Source organism: Paenibacillus sp. J31R120 (genome assembly GCF_056269225.1).
In genome coordinates, this window is record NZ_JBWDNN010000009.1 from 98,652 (window position 1) to 114,554 (window position 15,903).

Genomic DNA, 15,903 nt, shown 5'->3' on the forward strand with positions numbered 1-15,903 from the left:
GTCGCAATTCCTCCCTTAGCTCGTCCGTATCGTCTAGCCTACCCGTCCTACTTCATTAGCCGCTTTCTGCAAGCTTTGGTCATAAAATTGAATGACCTTCTGATTGGCCTCATAGGCGCGCAGAGCAGACATCAAGTCTACAGCCGCTTGAGCGGAATCCACATTGGAACGCTCCACATAACCTTGTCTAACTTCAATTCGCTCGCCAACCTCGATCGGACGGGCTTGTCCACGGTCATCGACGAAACGAAAATTACCGTTGCCTTCTCTGACCAGGTCATTCGGATTTTCAATTCGGGTAATGAGCAGCTGAGCCCCGATATCGACGCCGTTACTGTCTACAAAGCGCTGGTCGTCCGTCAGAATCAGGCTGTCCAGCCCTACTCCGGCAGGAAGCTGAATAGGCGCCCCGTTGGTGCCAAGAACATTGGAACCGTCGCTGGTCATCAGGAATCCGTCACCCGTAACCGTAAACTTGCCGCCCCTTGTATAACGAATATCGCCATTGCCGTCCTGTACGGTGAAGAAGGCTTGCGGCTGGAATACTGGCACCCCATCCGGCCCGGTAGCCTTCCCCGATGCGTCAAAGGCAAGTCCGTCGACTTCTATATTGGATATCAATGCAAAATCGGAGGACTGGTTCGTCTGTGTCAGATCGCCCTGCAGGTGAATGGACAGACTTTCCTCAGCAAAAACCCCGCTTGTCCAGCGTCCGACAGTCGTGCGCTCCGCCTGATCCACGCCTGTCAAAGACAAGAGCATCTCCGGGAAAGAACGTGTAACCGCGTTGGTCTGCTTGTAGCCTGGCGTATGGATATTGGCGATATTGTTCGTCACCGTGTCATGGCGACGCTGCTGGGCAATCATGCCCGATGCTGCCGTGTATAGTCCTCTTAGCATGACAATTCCTCCTAAAATGTTTACGAAGTAAACATAGCATCGAAAGCATAAGCTTAATGTTTGCGGAGCAAACATAACATCGAAAGCATAAGCCTAATGTTTGCGGAGCAAACATAACTCCGAAAGCATTAGTCTAATGTTTACTAAGTAAACATAGCTTCCGTCCCGATTCGTGATCTCTATCCTCTATTATCGGTTGGCGGCGAGGCCCTCTGAATAGCTCATGACCATGACCTTAGACTCATTTCCGCTTCGGCACGCCCCCCAATGGCGCCCTACCCGCGAAAGCTTGTCCTGTGACAAAAACCATTTATTTTTTGAGCTTGTCCAAGTTATCGAGCAGAATGCCCGTCCCCTTGACGACGCAATGCATCGGATTTTCAGCGATCAAAACCGGCACCTTCAGCTCGTCCGCAAGCAATGTATCAAGCCCGTCCAGCAGCGCGCCGCCACCGGTCAGGATTACACCTCTGTCAATGATATCCGCCGATAGTTCCGGCGGCGTCTGTTCGAGCACGAATTTCGCAGCCGCTACAATGGACATCACAGGATCCCATAGCGCTTCCCTAATTTCACCCGAACGAATCGTCACCGTCAGAGGCAGTCCGGAGACCATGTCGCGGCCCCGAATATCCATCTCTTCCACACGGCCGTTGTCGTATACCGTACCAATCTTAATTTTGATATCCTCGCTTGTCCGCTCACCGATTAATAGCTTGTACTTATTTTTGATGTACTTCATGATGGCGTCGTCGAACTTATCCCCCGCGACTTTAATCGAGGAAGCCGTAACAATGTCGCCCATGGACAAGACGGCTACGTCCGTCGTGCCGCCGCCGATATCCACTACCATATTGCCGCTAGGCTGGAAGATATCCATGCCTGCTCCAATCGCAGCAGCCTTAGGCTCTTCTTCCAAATAAACTTCTTTCGCGCCGCTGCGCTCGGCAGCCTCGCGAATCGCCTTCTGCTCCACGGATGTAATATTCGTTGGGGCACAGATGAGAATACGTGGACGGCTGAACCACTTGCGGCCGTCCACGCGATCAATAAACGCTTTCAACATAATTTCCGTAATCTCGAAATCGGCAATAACGCCGTCCCTCAGCGGCCGGATGGCCACAATATTCCCAGGCGTACGCCCGACCATGCGATGCGCGTCCTCGCCAACAGCGAGCACCTTCTTGCTGTCGCTCTCAATGGCGACGACAGACGGCTCGTCAAGCACAACGCCTTTCCCTTTCACATGAATAGACACATTGGCTGTCCCAAGATCAATTCCGATATCCTTGCTCAGCATAAGGCTTAAGTCCCCCAACGAATAATGATAATCGTAACGTTCCACTTCTGTTTTCCCAAAACAGGAAAAACCCCTAACGAACATTATTCGCCAAAAAGGACAAAAATCCTCTATGCTTTGTAAAAAAATCAGGAATCCCTTCAGAAGACGTTACGCCTTTCCAGCAGCCAATACCTCGCGTTTTTTGGCACTCGTTTTTTTGTACTTGATTTTAGTCGCTTCGCCTCCTCTGAGGTGCCTGATCGACTTGTGGTACTCGAGAATGTGCTTCACCTGGTCCGCCAGGTCGGGGTTAATCTCCGGCAGCCGTTCGGTCAAATCCTTATGCACCGTGCTCTTGGACACGCCGAACTCTTTGGCGATCGTTCGTACCGTTTGCTTCGTCTCCACGATGCAACGGCCTATTTTAATGGTTCGCTCTTTGATGTAATCGTGCACGTTCCCGCCTCCCTACTCGAGATAGTTTGGTACATTATATGAGTGCAGCGGGTAGATATTCTTTATGTCCAAGCGTGACAAGCCCTGAAAGGCAATAATTTTTGAAAAAAACAAAACAGGCAGGGGAATTGTCCCCCGCCTGTCGCAACTTTTGGCCTATTCGCCAGCTTCCCAAAATTATTCGGAAATGTACTGGCTTGGATTAACTGTCTTTCCGTTCAACCGAGTTTCGAAGTGAAGGTGGATGCCAAGTTCGCGTTCCAGGTCGCTGCGGCCTGCTTGTGCGATCACTGTTCCTTGACTCACTTCATCGCCTTCTTCCACTTGAACGTCCGTCAAGCTTTGGTATACGGTCACGAGACCGTTGCCATGGCTAATCTCAATGACATTGCCATTAAGCGGATGCGGCTCCACACGCGTTACCTTGCCGTTCAGAGCAGCAAGCACGTCGAACGGCTGACCGCTCGGATCGACGAAGTCGATGCCCGTATGCGGCGAATACGTCGTTCCGACCTGGACAAGCGCGGCTTCTTTCTCGGTCTCGCTTGCTTTCTCATCATAAAACTTGGTTTCCACTTGCAGATCCTGCTTGCTCGCTACCGGCCACTTCATGTCCTCGGCGATAGCCACAACGTCGACTTCATCCTCCGGCGCAATTTGGCCTTCGCCTTCTTCACCTTTCGCGACCTCAGTAGAGTTGTCCGGGCCCGTTGTCGGCTTCGCCGGATCAGATCCCTGATAGATCCACATTAAGGTTACGATAATTGCCGCCGCAGCCATGAAGATTGCTGGAGAAACCCAACGCTTTGCGAATAGTTTCTTCAGTCCGCTGCTAGATTTCGCGGCAGACGCTCCTCCCAGTGAGTTTTTGGGAGATTCCTCTGGTCTTTGCTTTTGTTTGTTCTGGTTTTGATCATTCATTGATATCACCTCACTAGCCATTGTTGCCACATCTGCTAGGTTTATACGTGAGGCATATCAAATTTTAAGAGGTTGTCCGGTTTGGAAGCTTCGAAGCTTGTTCCACTTTCGTTCCCGTATAGTAATGCAACAGAATCTCGCTCGCGAACTTCCCTTCTTGTGCCATTCCGTTGGCTCCCCACTGGCTCATACCCACACCGTGTCCTAGCCCGTAGGTCAAGATAACTATCTCGTCGCCTTCGATCTTCCAGCTGAAATGAGAAGATGCAAGACCTAGCTTCTCTCTTACTTCCCTGCCGCTAAAAGACTTGCCGTTTATGACAACCTCTTTGATCCGGTTTCCTTCCGTACGTTTCGTTACATGAATGGATAGCTTGGAGCCGGCTGCCTTTCCCTTTAAACCAAGCGCCCGGTACAATTCCTTTCTAGAGAATGAAGTCTCCGCTTCGTAACGAGGAGAGATGTCTTCATCCCAAGGACTCTCTACACTGCGCAAGTAAGGGAGCGATTGCGTCCAGTAGTCTTCCGCGTTTTCCGTAAAGCCATTGCTAGTAGAAAAAAACGCCGCCTCAATAGGTTCGCCCTTATAGGTTAAAATATATCCTCGCGTCTCGTCTACCGCTCGTTTGAGCTTGGCCAAATTCACCGTTTTGTCCTGGCCCTTCCACCGTTTGCCCAGCTCGTCCTTCGATAGATACGCCTGATGCTGCACCGTATCCAGCACATCCGCTCTTTCGCTTGCCATCTCCGCCGAGGACAACCGGCGAACAATGTAGGTGCGGGCTGCAATCGCTTGTGCCTTCATCGCCTCCAGTTCAAAGTCAATCGGCATTTCGGCGGCAAGTACGCCCATTACATACGTCTCCAGCGGTACGCTCTCTACCTTCTTCCGATCTGTCAGATAGACACGAACGCGCTGATTGTCCAGTGCGCCTTTAGCCGGGACCGCAAGTTCTGCGGCTCCCGTTCTTGGCTCGCTGACCGGTAACGGCTCAACAACAACTGAGTTTGTTGGTTCCTTCGCGCCATCATCTTGACGTACAACCGGCTTCGGCTTTTCGGTGTGGCCCACCTCTGGGGCAGGCTCGACCGATTCTGGAGCCAGCCCTGCCGTTTCATTCCTATGGGACGCAGCCGCTGCTCTTCTCTCCGCGGCAGCCACATCGGAGGCTATGATCATGCCTCTCATTCCGAATACTGTGAAACCGAGCAAAACGCCGATGCAGAAGATGATCCACCATTGCTTGCTTCTACGCAAGCTTAATCCAACTCTAGCAAGCTTTCCCGCCATGCTAAGCCTGCCGACCTCCCTCCATTCCAGCGCTGGAGCCGTTTGTCTCCATGCCGCGCTTCTATATGGACGTCTCTTGCCTCACGTCCTAATAGTACAGTCTATGAAGTCGTCTAGTAGGATAGAAGCAAAATGAAGCTTCTCTAATCTCTTTTGCGGCGGGTTCTATCAATCGCATCATGTCTTATCCCGGCAATCAGCCTCTACAGAGCATCAAAAAAACGGGAGACTCCTTGCGCCGTCCGGTCTGGCCGGACAAGCTGCTAGAGAATCTCCCGTTTGTTCTTGTTTACGATTACGTTAAGCCCAAGTGGGCTGCACCTTCAGTACTGCAACTTCCTTCTCCCGCTTGTACGTTGATGAATCGGCCGCTTTGCTAGCTGCCTGAGCAGTTGCCACGGTCTCTGACGCTTCCTCACGATAAATGGTGGCGCCAAGCGATGCCAGCTTGCCAGTAATATCCACGTAGCCGCGATCGATATGATGCAAGCCTGTTACTTCCGTCTCGCCATCAGCGCGTAAGGCGGCACAGATCAGAGCAGCACCTGCGCGAAGATCAGTAGCGCATACCTTTGCTCCCGTGAGCGGTACACCGCCGGTCACAATAGCAGAGCGTCCATCTACCTTGATGCTGGCATTCATCTTCTGGAATTGCTCCACATGCATGAAGCGATTCTCGAATACCGTCTCCGTCACGACGCTCGTACCTTCCGATACGAGAAGCAGCGCCATCATTTGAGACTGCATATCCGTTGGGAAGCCAGGATGCGGCAGCGTCTTGACATCAACCGCCTTCAGCGGATGGCCGGAGCGGACGCGGATGCCGCTGTCACTCTCGGTAATCTCGACACCCATTTCTTGAAGCTTGGAGATGACTGGCGTCAGATGATCGGCGATGGCTCCTTCAATGAAGACATCTCCGCCTGTAATGGCAGAAGCGATCATATACGTACCCGCTTCTACGCGGTCAGGAATAACATTGTGCTTGGCGCCCTTCATACGCTCCACGCCTTCAATACGGATCATTCCTGTGCCTGCGCCGCGGACCTTGCCGCCCATCGCATTGATGTAGTTGGCGAGATCCACAATCTCCGGCTCTTTCGCCGCATTTTCAATCGTCGTGGTACCGCTTGCCAGAGCAGCCGCCATCATAATATTCTCCGTTGCGCCTACGCTTGCAACGTCCAAATAAATTTTGGCGCCTCTCAGCCTGGTCGGCGCTGTCGCCTCGATAAAGCCTTGCCCGAGCGTAATCTCGGCGCCCATCGCCTCGAAGCCCTTCAAATGCTGGTCAATCGGTCTGGTACCGATTGCACAGCCGCCCGGAAGAGAAATGCGCACCTTGCCGATACGGGCCAGCAAAGGACCCATAACCAGGAAGGACGCTCTCATCTTGCGAATAAGCTCGTAAGGCGCTTCGAATGATGAAATTAAAGGTGCGGATACCCGCATGGTTTCATTATTATAAGAAATTTGGGCTCCCAGAGAAGCGAGCACGTTCTGAATCGTCATAACGTCGTCGAGGAGGGGAACGTCACAGATGACGCTGTCTCCTTCCGTCGCTAGTAATGAGGCAGCAAGAATGGGGAGCACTGCATTTTTGGCGCCGCTTACGCGGACCGTGCCCGTTAGACGCTGGCCTCCGCGGACGATAATTTTAGTCATCTTTGTGTTCCCTCCGCGAATAGCAATTTCAATAATTAGACAGATTTCGATCGCATTACTAACCTTCATCTTAACATTATGCTGCAATAATCGACAAGGGTTAAATTCTTTCCACTTTTTGCATCTGTGCCACTTGGCAACAATTGCGGGGTGAAATACAGCGGTAGCCGCTATCTAACCCTGTACTGCGGGCTGATATCACCCTTTTTTGTCGACTAATTTCAACAAATTGTGCAGCATGGTATTACCCATTGTTAACATGTTTCGCTGTTGTTATTCGACAAAGGTTTTCAGCATGACAGTGTAATTCCAATATTGCAAGATAAACTGTGCGAACATATGCCCGAGTGCGACAGTAAGCACAATTTTCAGCACCTGCGCCTTTCGGCTGTTAGGGAAATGAAAAAACGTCTCCCACTTTACTTCGCGAATCAACATCCAGACGAGCAGAATGCTGAGCAGTTCCACGACGATCGAGAACATCCCCGTTAATCCGTTCATCCGGAGCAAATCGCCCATTACATCATTGTTTCCCATAGCTCCTCCTCAGGGAGCCGCTGATACGGCTCTTAGTCCTTATAATAACGGTACAACAATACGGTAAATTCGGCCCTGCTCGCTTGGCCTTCCGGCTTGAACCGGTTCGGCTCGACGCCCTTCAGCTTGCCCTCCAGCTTCATAGCATGAAGCATGGCAGAGTACCATTCGTATTGTGACACGTCCTGGAAGGGACGGGAGGTCGGTATTCGTGCGGCTATACCCTCTGCATGCCCGATCATAACGGCCATCTCAGCTCGCGTGACCGGTCTGTCAGGCTTGAAGGTTCCATCCGGAAACCCGTTCACCCAACCCTGTTGAACCGCTTTGCGTATCGCATCATTCGCCCAGTGGCTGCTGCTTACATCCGAAAACGACTTGGTTACGACATTGCCGGTCAGCGGCTTATACGCCTTGACGATCATCGCTACCGCTTCCGCCCTTGTAATATTTCGCTCCGGCTGAAAGCGATAACTGCCTGTGCCGTTCACAATGCCGCTTGCGGCCATCGATACGATTTCATCTCTGGCCCAATGCCCCTTAATATCCCGGAACCCGGAGATTAGCTCCTCCGCTTGGAACGAGAGGCGATAATACTGGTTCGTGAACGCTTTGCTCGATGTCAGCTTCACATAATAAACGCCCGGCTGCAGCACTTGCTCCTGTGTCTGCAGCTTGCCGCTTGATCCGGTGGTGCCGAGTGCAAGGCGGCTCATTCTCTTGTCATATACCTCTAGCTTAAGTGAGGCGTCTGTCGGCACTCCCCCGACATTCATCCGGACAATACCGGAGCTGGCCATACGGAACTGGAACCAGTCAATATCGGAGGTGCTGTGTATGACGCCCTTGTACTCCGTGCCGGGATTCATGAGAAGAGCTTCATAGCTCTTGTCATTAGGCTCATTGGGATCGGTAAGCTCCGGTTTGTAATCCAGCCGCAGCTTATAGGTGCCAACTGTTGGACTAGCCTCCAGCGATATCGCATTGTGCACCCTGATATAATACGTCCCTGGTGTTACCGACATGACTGGTGTCCATTCATTCATGCCTTCCCCGTTCTCATCATATAGGGTAAGCGAGCCGCCTTCCCGCTGAATAGAAAGCCCCAAATCCATGCGCGCGGTACTGCCTTCCAGCGTAAGCTGCAACTTCCCGTCTTCCTTGAACGTCACGGCGAACCAGTCACGGTCAGCCGTCTGATGGAAGGAGCCCGAAATAGTCTGCGACTTGGCTTCCAGCTTGAACGCATTCGCCATACGGTCATTCGGCTCATACGGATCCGGACTCATCGTGAAGGATGACATTAAGGCATAAGCAAGCGCTCTGCGTTCCTCCGGACTTCCGTACTGTACCTGTATGTACTGCTTGCCTTTTTTGACGTCGAAATCCATCGTTTTAGTGGACAACTTGGTATCTGTGGCGGACAGTTGCTTGCCGCCCGCATAGTGAGTGAACCGGACAACAGGCACAGCCTGCCCCGATTCAACCATCCCTTTGTAATAAATCGTAAGCTTGCCGTCAAAGGGAACATCAATCATATACCAGTCTTGATCTTTGGCCGACTCAAGCTCAGCGATCATCTGACTCATCAGCGGAAAGGTCGTTGCCGCGCCGATACTATTGTTTGGTTCATGCGCATCCTTGGACAAGGAAGCCGTGACGGCTTGATCCAGCTGCAGGATGCCGTAACCGGATGTTGTATCCGCACCCTTGGGACCGATATCCTTCGCCGTTTGGCGAAGCAGCTCTCGTATCTGATAGGGTTGATAATCAGGATATTGAGCCATCAGGAGAGCTGCAGCGGCAGCAGCTTGCGGTGCTGCCATAGACGAGCCCTCTTCCTTCTTATAGGTACCGTTCACTCCCGTTGTGTATACGTTCCACGGAGCAAGAAGATCCAATTCAGGACCGGGATTGGACCGCGGGTCCGGCTGACCGTCGGCTTTCACGCCGCCCACAGCGAGAACAGTGGGATAGGCTGCTGGATATTTGACCGCCGCCTTGCTCCCTAGCGTTACACCGTCATTGCCTGCGGCCGCTACCAGAAGCACGCCATGGTTTTCAGCATAGTTCACGATATCCTGCATATAAGGCGAATACCGGTGAAGGCCAACAGACAGCACGACGACCTTGGCTCCATTGCGAACAGCGTACAGAATGCCTTCTCCCAAATCCTGCTCCGTTCCATCGCCCCATTGATCGAGAGCTTTGACGGGCATAAGCTTGGCATTCCACAGAATGCCGGCTACGCCAATTCCGTTATTTCCTTTGGCCGCGATAACGCCAGCTACGCTTGTGCCATGACCATTGTCGTCATCAGGCAGCTTCTTGGGATCGACAAGGTTTACGCCAGGCACCAAATTGTCCTTCAGGTCAGGATGATCCAGATCGACGCCTGTATCCACAAGCGCAATCGTAATTCCGGTATGCTCCCTAATGGTTTCCCAAGCTTTCAGGGCTCCAATCTGCGTCAAATGCTTCTGCTTGGACAGCTCGGGATCATTTGCCTTTATTGGCGCTGCTTTAGCTGCAGCCAGTGGCTCATCTGCTGCCGGAGATTCTGTCGTTAGCGAAGAGGAGGTCTTAGCACCGGCATCCTTGGAGCCGGCAGCACGCTCTTCTTCAGTCGCTGGATCAGACGTCTGGTCTTCCTCCACTGGCGCTTCATCGTCTACGTCATTCTCGGGATCTGACGCTTCCGTTGCCGCTAGCGAATCTGCTAGCTCTTCGTCCGTGATGGAGAGCACCTGCACCTTTTGATTCGGGTGCACGTACTCGACCCCCGGCGCGCTGCTCAGGCGGCTCAGCCAATCTTCCAGATCCCCGCCCGCATCCTTGGCGGGGCGCACGACATCCACCGCCGCTTCGCTCTGGCGGCGGATCACCTCAACCCCGCTCAGCTCATGTGCGAGCTGGGGGTCCGACCACTTGAGCAGCCAGCTCTGCGGCTGCTCTGTCAGCGCTGCCGAGCCGGACGCCTGCGCGTATCCGGCTGGCGAGGCCCCTCCGGGAGCGGAGGCGCCTGGGGCGGATAAGCCCCAGAGCGCGATGCTCCCGAGCAGCAGCGCCAGGAACGCGCGGCGCAGCCCTCTGCGCGCCAGGAGCGCAACACGGTCAGCGCCTCTTCCGCGGACGAGGCGCTTCGCACTGTATCGGGCGCGCGATGCAGCCGCGCCCTCAGTATGAGATACAGGATAGGAAATGGGCCGATCCTGCTTCTTTTTTGCATCGTTATGATAGTCTATGTTCATTATATTCTGCCTTTGAAACGTATTTCATTAATATTTCGTTGAACGAATACGTTTTCCCTTCTTATTGATCATAAAAAAGGGCATAGAAGACGGATGATACCGGCTGAAGCCTCTCCCATTCCCATTGCAACTAGCAGGCAAGCGGGAGGCCCCGGCGCTATGGACAGATATACCATTCGCAAGCAGTCTGCCGTATAAGTCCGTCGCCCCATATTCCTTGCCAAATCGATGACTAACATCCCTTACCCGGCTAGCCGCTGGATGAAACAAAAAAGCTCTGTCGCTTTGCTGCTGCCAACCAGTCGATAACCGGTGCAGCTCAGCGTCAGAGCTTTTAAAAGACCAGAGGGTGCGAGCCCCCTGCTAATGCGACGGTAGAGGGAAGCTGAATAGATGATGGATCATATCCATCATCGGTCCAGGCACGATGCCTAACCCTAGCGTTAATATTGCGCAGAGAGTGATGACGATAGCGGTCGGCCATGGCATCCGAATAACGCCGTCCGACTGCTCGGAGAGCGAACCAGGGACACCCGCTTCCGGACTAGAGCCTCGTTCAGCCTCCTCTGCGCTTGCCTGTTCCCTTGTTCCCGCCGTCTCGATTTGGCCTGCTTGGGCCTCCTGCATGGCAATTGACGGTGCGGGCCCTGATGTATGGGAGGGAGATCCCTCATCCTCATCGAAGTCGAGCGGAACGGAAGCGGAGGATAGGCCGTTGCTGCTGCGCATGAACATTTGGCGGATCAATCCGAAGTAGAAGTAGTAGGAGATGACGCTGCTTAGCACCATAATGGCGACGATCCAGTAGGCCTGCGCTCGTTCGGCGCCAAGCAGTATAAACAGCTTCCCGAAGAAACCGGCCGATACAGGCAGCCCGGCTAACGATAGGACAAAAAGAATCATCGCAATTGCCGACCATGGCGAGCGGTAGTACATACCGGCATAGCCCTTCAGCTCATCATGACCGGCAGCCCGGCTGACTATTGTATGAATCGCAAATGCCCCTATCGTCATGAGCAGATAAGCGATGAGATAGAACAGGAACTCGGACATATTGTTCAGGTGTCCTACTGTAAAGGAAATGCCGATTGGCACCAAGAAATAGCCTGCGTTAGCCACGCCGGACAAAGCGAGCAGACGCTTCACATTGAACTGTCGCAAAGCCGCCAGCGTACCGTACAGCATAGATGCAGCCGCAACAAGCAGCACGATGAAAAACAATTCGTCACTAACGCCGCTGACGGCCGTACGTTCGGGATTGGCGAACAAAGCCGTTGCGAACATAAGCCGGAAGACGACCGCCAATGCGGCGCCTTTCGATACGACAGCCAGAAAAGCGGCTACCGGTGTCGGCGCCCCTTGATACACATCCAGCGACCATGCATGGAACGGAGCTGCCGCAATCTTGATCGCGAATCCAATGATCATCATGAGAAAGCCAGCATAGACGAGAGCCTCAGCCTGCTCCAGCGCTCCGGGCAACGCCGCGTTAATCCCGGCTAGCTGCACCGATCCGGTCACACCGTAAAGATAGGACATGCCGAACAAGATGAAGGCGGAGGATATCCCCCCTGTGACAACGTATTTGAAGGCCGCTTCGGCCGACAAGGACGACTTTCTTCTAAGCCCGACCAGAACATAGCTGGTGATGCTCAGCAGCTCCAATCCGATATAAAGCGTAACGAGATTTTCGGAGGAGGCCATCGTCATGGCCCCGATCACAGCAGGCAGCAGCAAATAAAAGTATTCGCCCTTATCTACAATTGCCCTGTCCTGCTGCACCGTGCCTAGCCCAAGCAGCACGATAAGCGCCGTAGCCGCCAGGAACAACAGCTTGAGCAGGCTCGCAAAATCATCGATTCGGTAGCTGTCTCCCAGCAGCGAGACCACCTCGCCGTTCGATTCGATCATACGCAGCAGAACCAGAATAAAGGCGCCGAGCAGGCCTGTCAGTGTCAGCCCCCCGATCCAGCTCCTGCTAACCTTCCTTGGAAGCAGCAGCTCCAGCACAACTAGTAGAACAAACCAAGCGCCGAGCGCAAGCTCAGGAGCCATCACCAGCAGATCCGACCATGTCAACGGTTGAAATAATGTTTGCTCCGGCATCGACTACCCTCCTGCCCTTGTTGCAAGTAATAGATCCATATAGCCGCCTACGCTTGCCTGCACGGTATCGATCAGGACGGATGGATAGCAGCCTAGCAATACGATACAGGCGAGCAGAACGACCATCGGCAGCGCTTCGATGAACCGGGCATCCCGTATGGCGGCAAAGCCGTCCCGCTGCGGACCAAACGTTATCTTCAGAACGCTTCGAAGCACGTAGACGGCCGTCAATATGATTCCGATCACCGCAATGACTGTCACCCAGCGCATGGACTCGAACAGTCCCAGCAGGGACAGAAACTCACCGACAAATCCGGAAAGTCCCGGCAATCCAAGAGAAGCCAGACCTGCTGCAAGAAGAACGCCGCTAATGAACGGCATAGAACGGGCAAGTCCGCCTAGCTGAGACAGCTCTGTCGTCCCCGTCCGTTCATACAGGCTGCCGACGATGAGGAAGAACAGTGCAGAGATCAGTCCATGGGAGATGAGCTGGAACAAGGCGCCTTGCAAGCCGATCTCATTGAAAGCGGCCAAACCGATCAATACAATTCCCATATGGCTGATGGAGGAATATGCGAGCACCAGCTTGAATTCCTGCTGCCGGAAGGCCAGTATCGCGCCGTATAGCAAGTTGATGACGCCAAGAATGGCGAGTACACTTGCCCACTCCCTAGCCTGATCCGGAAAGAGGAACAACCCGAATCGAATCAGGCCGTAAGCGCCTATCTTCAGCAGGATGCCAGAGTGAATCATGACGACAGCAGGCGGAGCCTCCTGATGTACCTTGAGCATCCACGAATGGAAAGGGAACACGGGGAGCTTGATGCCGAATGCGATCAGCAGCAGAAGGAAGATCGCCCACTGCTTGGTCTCACTGAGCGCAAATGGATTGCTGCCCGCAGATTCGGCAGGCAGATTCACATAAGCGTTCGGATCGGATAAGTTCCGCAAAATATCCCCATAACTTCCGCTGTAGACATACTGCAACGATGAAGCTGTCTCGATAATATGAAAGCCTGCCGTATTGACCAGCATGATAAAGGCAATGAACAGGATAGCCGAGCCGATGCCGTTGTAGATCAGGAAGCGGTTCGCTGCACGCTCCCGGTTGTAGTAGCCCCAGATGCCAATGAGGAAGTACATCGCGACCAGCGTAATTTCGAAGAAGATAAAAAACAGAAAGACGTCACGCGCAATAAACGCGCCGATCATACCGAATTCCAGCAAGAGAAACCAGCTGAAGAAGGACTTCCACCGCTTCTTCACATGAACAGCCGCCAGCGCAGCCATCGCTGTCACGACCGACGTCAGCAGCAGCAGCGGAAGCGACAAGCCGTCCAGACCAACCGCATACTGGAACGAGAAGAACCAGTCGCCGCCCACATTCATCTTCAGCGGTGCCTGCACCCAGCTGTACGTCTCGCTATAGGATGCGGCGCCTTGTTGTCTGTCGTAATCAGCGTAGAGCCATAGTGACAAGACAAGCGGAAGCAAGGTAGTCGCAACCGCCGCAATCTTCAGCCAGCTTGCACGATGCCTCGGCAAGAGCTGGATGAAGGCAAGGCCTAGCAGCGGAGACAGCAAAATGATCGAGAGAATCGGAATTTGCTCCAAGCCGCTCATGACAGCATCCTCCTTCCGATGACGACAAGCGCAATCGCCACGACGCCCAGCACGGCAGCGACGCCATAGGTTTGTACCTGGCCGTTCTGCAGCCGCAGTCCGAGCTTGCCAGCCGCGCTCGCCGCCGATCCAGCCAGCTTCACGGCACCCCCGATGACATAGGTGTCGATTGCAGCCAGACAAGCACTCAGTCCACGCAGCGACTTCACAAACACCGTCTCATATAGCTCATCGATATAAAATTTCCGCTCCGCCAGCTTGACCAGTCCAGGCATTCGGCTTCCAAACGGATGATTACCCGCAATGACCTTCCCATAGAGCAGCCAGCCCGCCAGAATTCCGATTAGACCGGCAGCGACGGATAATAGGATGACTACAATACTGCCATGCGGTTCGATCACCTCGTCACTAAGCCATCCGCTTAACCATCCGTTCCACGGCAGCTCGACGAATCCGGCAATGACCGCTAGTATAGCCAGCGCGATAAGCGGAATCGTCATCACCAGCGGCGACTCCTTGGCACCCATGGTTTTCGAGCCTGACTTTCCCATGAATACGAGGACGAACAATCTGGTCATGTATAGCGCCGTGAAGAATGCCGTCAGCAATCCTACAGCGAATAGCAACGGGTTATGCTCCAGCGCCGCAGTCAGAATAGCGTCCTTTGACCAAAATCCGGAGAGCGGCGGGATTCCGGCAAGAGCCAGCGCTCCAATCGCGAACGTCCAAGCGGTGATCCGCATACGCGAGCCGATGCCGCCCATCTCCCGTATATCCTGCGTATGTACAGCATGAATGACACTGCCTGCCGCGAGGAACAGCAGCGCCTTGAAGAAGGCATGGGTGAACAGGTGGAAGATCGCGCCCGTCATCGTGCCCAGACCAAGCGCCAGCATCATGTAGCCCAGTTGACTGATCGTGGAATAGGCCAATATTCGCTTCAGATCGTTCTGGGCAAGTGCGATCGCAGCCGCGAAGATCGCGGTAAACGCGCCAACGTACGCGACCGTCTCCATCGCCGCTGGCGACGTCTCGAATATGCTGAACGTGCGGGCAATGAGGAATACTCCAGCCGCTACCATCGTCGCTGCGTGAATTAACGCACTGATCGGCGTAGGCCCCTCCATTGCATCAGGCAGCCAGACATGAAGCGGGAATTGTCCGGATTTGCCCACTGCCCCAAGGAATATCAGCAATGCGATTAGAGTCGTAATGCCCTCCGTCATGATGCCGCCATGTCCCCCGAATATGCTTTGAATACTTGTAAAGTCGAGCGCATGGCCCGGCATGTGCCAGAATAACAGCAGGATGGCAATTAATAGACCGGCGTCTCCGATTCTCGTCACGATAAAGGCCTTCTTAGCCGCTGCACGAGCAGCTGGACGCGCATACCAGAATCCTACGAGCAGGAAGGAGCAGACGCCCACAAGCTCCCAGAACAGATAGAAGGACAACAGGTTATCCGACAATACGAGGCCCAGCATGGAGAATGTAAAGAGCGACACATAGCCGTAGAAAACCGTGATCCGTTCATCCACGGCCATGTAACCCGACGAGTAGATATTAACGAGCAAGCCGACGAGTGTAACCACCACCAGCATTAGCGCCGTCAAATTAGTAATCTCAAACCCGATTCGAAGCGAATATTCGCCAATCGAGATCCAGCTAAAGTTATAGCTGTAATCGATAGCGTGAGGCTTAAGCCTCTCCCCCAGTACAAGCAAGGATAGAACGAAAGCGCCTAACGCACCGATCGAGCCGATCCATGCGCCCGCTCTCCGAAACCCCCTCCCGAGCGTCATCAGCACAAGGAAGGCAGCGAGGGGAAGGAGCGGGATCACCCATGCGATTTTCGCAAAAAAGTCCATGCG

Annotated in this window: 11 protein-coding genes; all 11 read right to left on the reverse strand. The window is 53.6% G+C overall.

From position 1 onward, the window contains the following. Positions 1–33: 33 nt before the first annotated feature. Positions 34–900: a flagellar hook-basal body protein gene (locus AC0YNW_RS24680; RefSeq protein ID WP_475834179.1), complete on the reverse strand. Its 867-nt coding sequence runs from the start codon at positions 898–900 to the stop codon at positions 34–36. 310 nt (positions 901–1,210) lie between these two features. Then, a complete protein-coding gene (gene mreB, locus AC0YNW_RS24685; protein ID WP_387478716.1) occupies positions 1,211–2,200 on the reverse strand; it encodes a rod shape-determining protein in 990 nt (329 codons plus the stop codon). Positions 2,201–2,350: 150 nt separating this feature from the next. Beyond that, on the reverse strand, positions 2,351–2,638 hold the full coding sequence (spoIIID, locus tag AC0YNW_RS24690) for a sporulation transcriptional regulator SpoIIID (protein ID WP_387478713.1): 288 nt from the start codon (positions 2,636–2,638) through the stop codon (positions 2,351–2,353). A gap of 177 nt (positions 2,639–2,815) precedes the next feature. Beyond that, entirely contained in the window at positions 2,816–3,559 is a 744-nt protein-coding gene (locus AC0YNW_RS24695; RefSeq protein ID WP_475834180.1) for a peptidoglycan DD-metalloendopeptidase family protein, read from the reverse strand. A gap of 64 nt (positions 3,560–3,623) precedes the next feature. Next, positions 3,624–4,850 (reverse strand): stage II sporulation protein D, encoded by a 1,227-nt coding sequence (gene spoIID / locus AC0YNW_RS24700; RefSeq protein WP_475834181.1) that lies wholly within the window; start codon positions 4,848–4,850, stop codon positions 3,624–3,626. Positions 4,851–5,150: 300 nt separating this feature from the next. Next, on the reverse strand, positions 5,151–6,515 hold the full coding sequence (gene murA / locus AC0YNW_RS24705; protein WP_475834182.1) for a UDP-N-acetylglucosamine 1-carboxyvinyltransferase: 1,365 nt from the start codon (positions 6,513–6,515) through the stop codon (positions 5,151–5,153). Positions 6,516–6,788: 273 nt separating this feature from the next. Then, positions 6,789–7,052, reverse strand: coding sequence for a DUF1146 domain-containing protein (locus AC0YNW_RS24710; RefSeq protein ID WP_387478702.1), 264 nt, complete (start codon positions 7,050–7,052; stop codon positions 6,789–6,791). Between the two features lie 32 nt (positions 7,053–7,084). Further along, positions 7,085–10,303 (reverse strand): S8 family peptidase, encoded by a 3,219-nt coding sequence (locus AC0YNW_RS24715; RefSeq protein WP_475834183.1) that lies wholly within the window; start codon positions 10,301–10,303, stop codon positions 7,085–7,087. Positions 10,304–10,666: 363 nt separating this feature from the next. Beyond that, positions 10,667–12,409 carry an NADH-quinone oxidoreductase subunit N gene (locus tag AC0YNW_RS24720; RefSeq protein WP_475834184.1) on the reverse strand — a complete coding sequence of 581 codons (1,743 nt, stop codon included), beginning with the start codon at positions 12,407–12,409 and terminating at the stop codon, positions 10,667–10,669. Between the two features lie 3 nt (positions 12,410–12,412). Then, positions 12,413–14,032: a complex I subunit 4 family protein gene (locus AC0YNW_RS24725; protein ID WP_475834185.1), complete on the reverse strand. Its 1,620-nt coding sequence runs from the start codon at positions 14,030–14,032 to the stop codon at positions 12,413–12,415. After that, complete coding sequence (gene nuoL, locus AC0YNW_RS24730) at positions 14,029–15,900, reverse strand: NADH-quinone oxidoreductase subunit L (protein WP_475834186.1); 1,872 nt, start codon at positions 15,898–15,900, stop codon at positions 14,029–14,031. The genes AC0YNW_RS24725 and nuoL overlap by 4 nt, the downstream gene beginning before the upstream one ends. Between the last annotated feature and the right edge of the window lie 3 nt (positions 15,901–15,903).

What these genes read in the sequence shown, in the direction of transcription:
- AC0YNW_RS24680 (WP_475834179.1), bottom strand. Translation starts at nt 900, where the DNA reads ATGCTAAGAGGACTATACACGGCAGCATCGGGCATGATTGCCCAGCAG.
- mreB (WP_387478716.1), bottom strand. Translation starts at nt 2,200, where the DNA reads ATGCTGAGCAAGGATATCGGAATTGATCTTGGGACAGCCAATGTGTCT.
- AC0YNW_RS24695 (WP_475834180.1), bottom strand. Translation starts at nt 3,559, where the DNA reads ATGAATGATCAAAACCAGAACAAACAAAAGCAAAGACCAGAGGAATCT.
- spoIID (WP_475834181.1), bottom strand. Translation starts at nt 4,850, where the DNA reads ATGGCGGGAAAGCTTGCTAGAGTTGGATTAAGCTTGCGTAGAAGCAAG.
- murA (WP_475834182.1), bottom strand. Translation starts at nt 6,515, where the DNA reads ATGACTAAAATTATCGTCCGCGGAGGCCAGCGTCTAACGGGCACGGTC.
- AC0YNW_RS24710 (WP_387478702.1), bottom strand. Translation starts at nt 7,052, where the DNA reads ATGGGAAACAATGATGTAATGGGCGATTTGCTCCGGATGAACGGATTA.
- AC0YNW_RS24715 (WP_475834183.1), bottom strand. Translation starts at nt 10,303, where the DNA reads ATGAACATAGACTATCATAACGATGCAAAAAAGAAGCAGGATCGGCCC.
- AC0YNW_RS24720 (WP_475834184.1), bottom strand. Translation starts at nt 12,409, where the DNA reads ATGCCGGAGCAAACATTATTTCAACCGTTGACATGGTCGGATCTGCTG.
- AC0YNW_RS24725 (WP_475834185.1), bottom strand. Translation starts at nt 14,032, where the DNA reads ATGAGCGGCTTGGAGCAAATTCCGATTCTCTCGATCATTTTGCTGTCT.
- nuoL (WP_475834186.1), bottom strand. Translation starts at nt 15,900, where the DNA reads ATGGACTTTTTTGCGAAAATCGCATGGGTGATCCCGCTCCTTCCCCTC.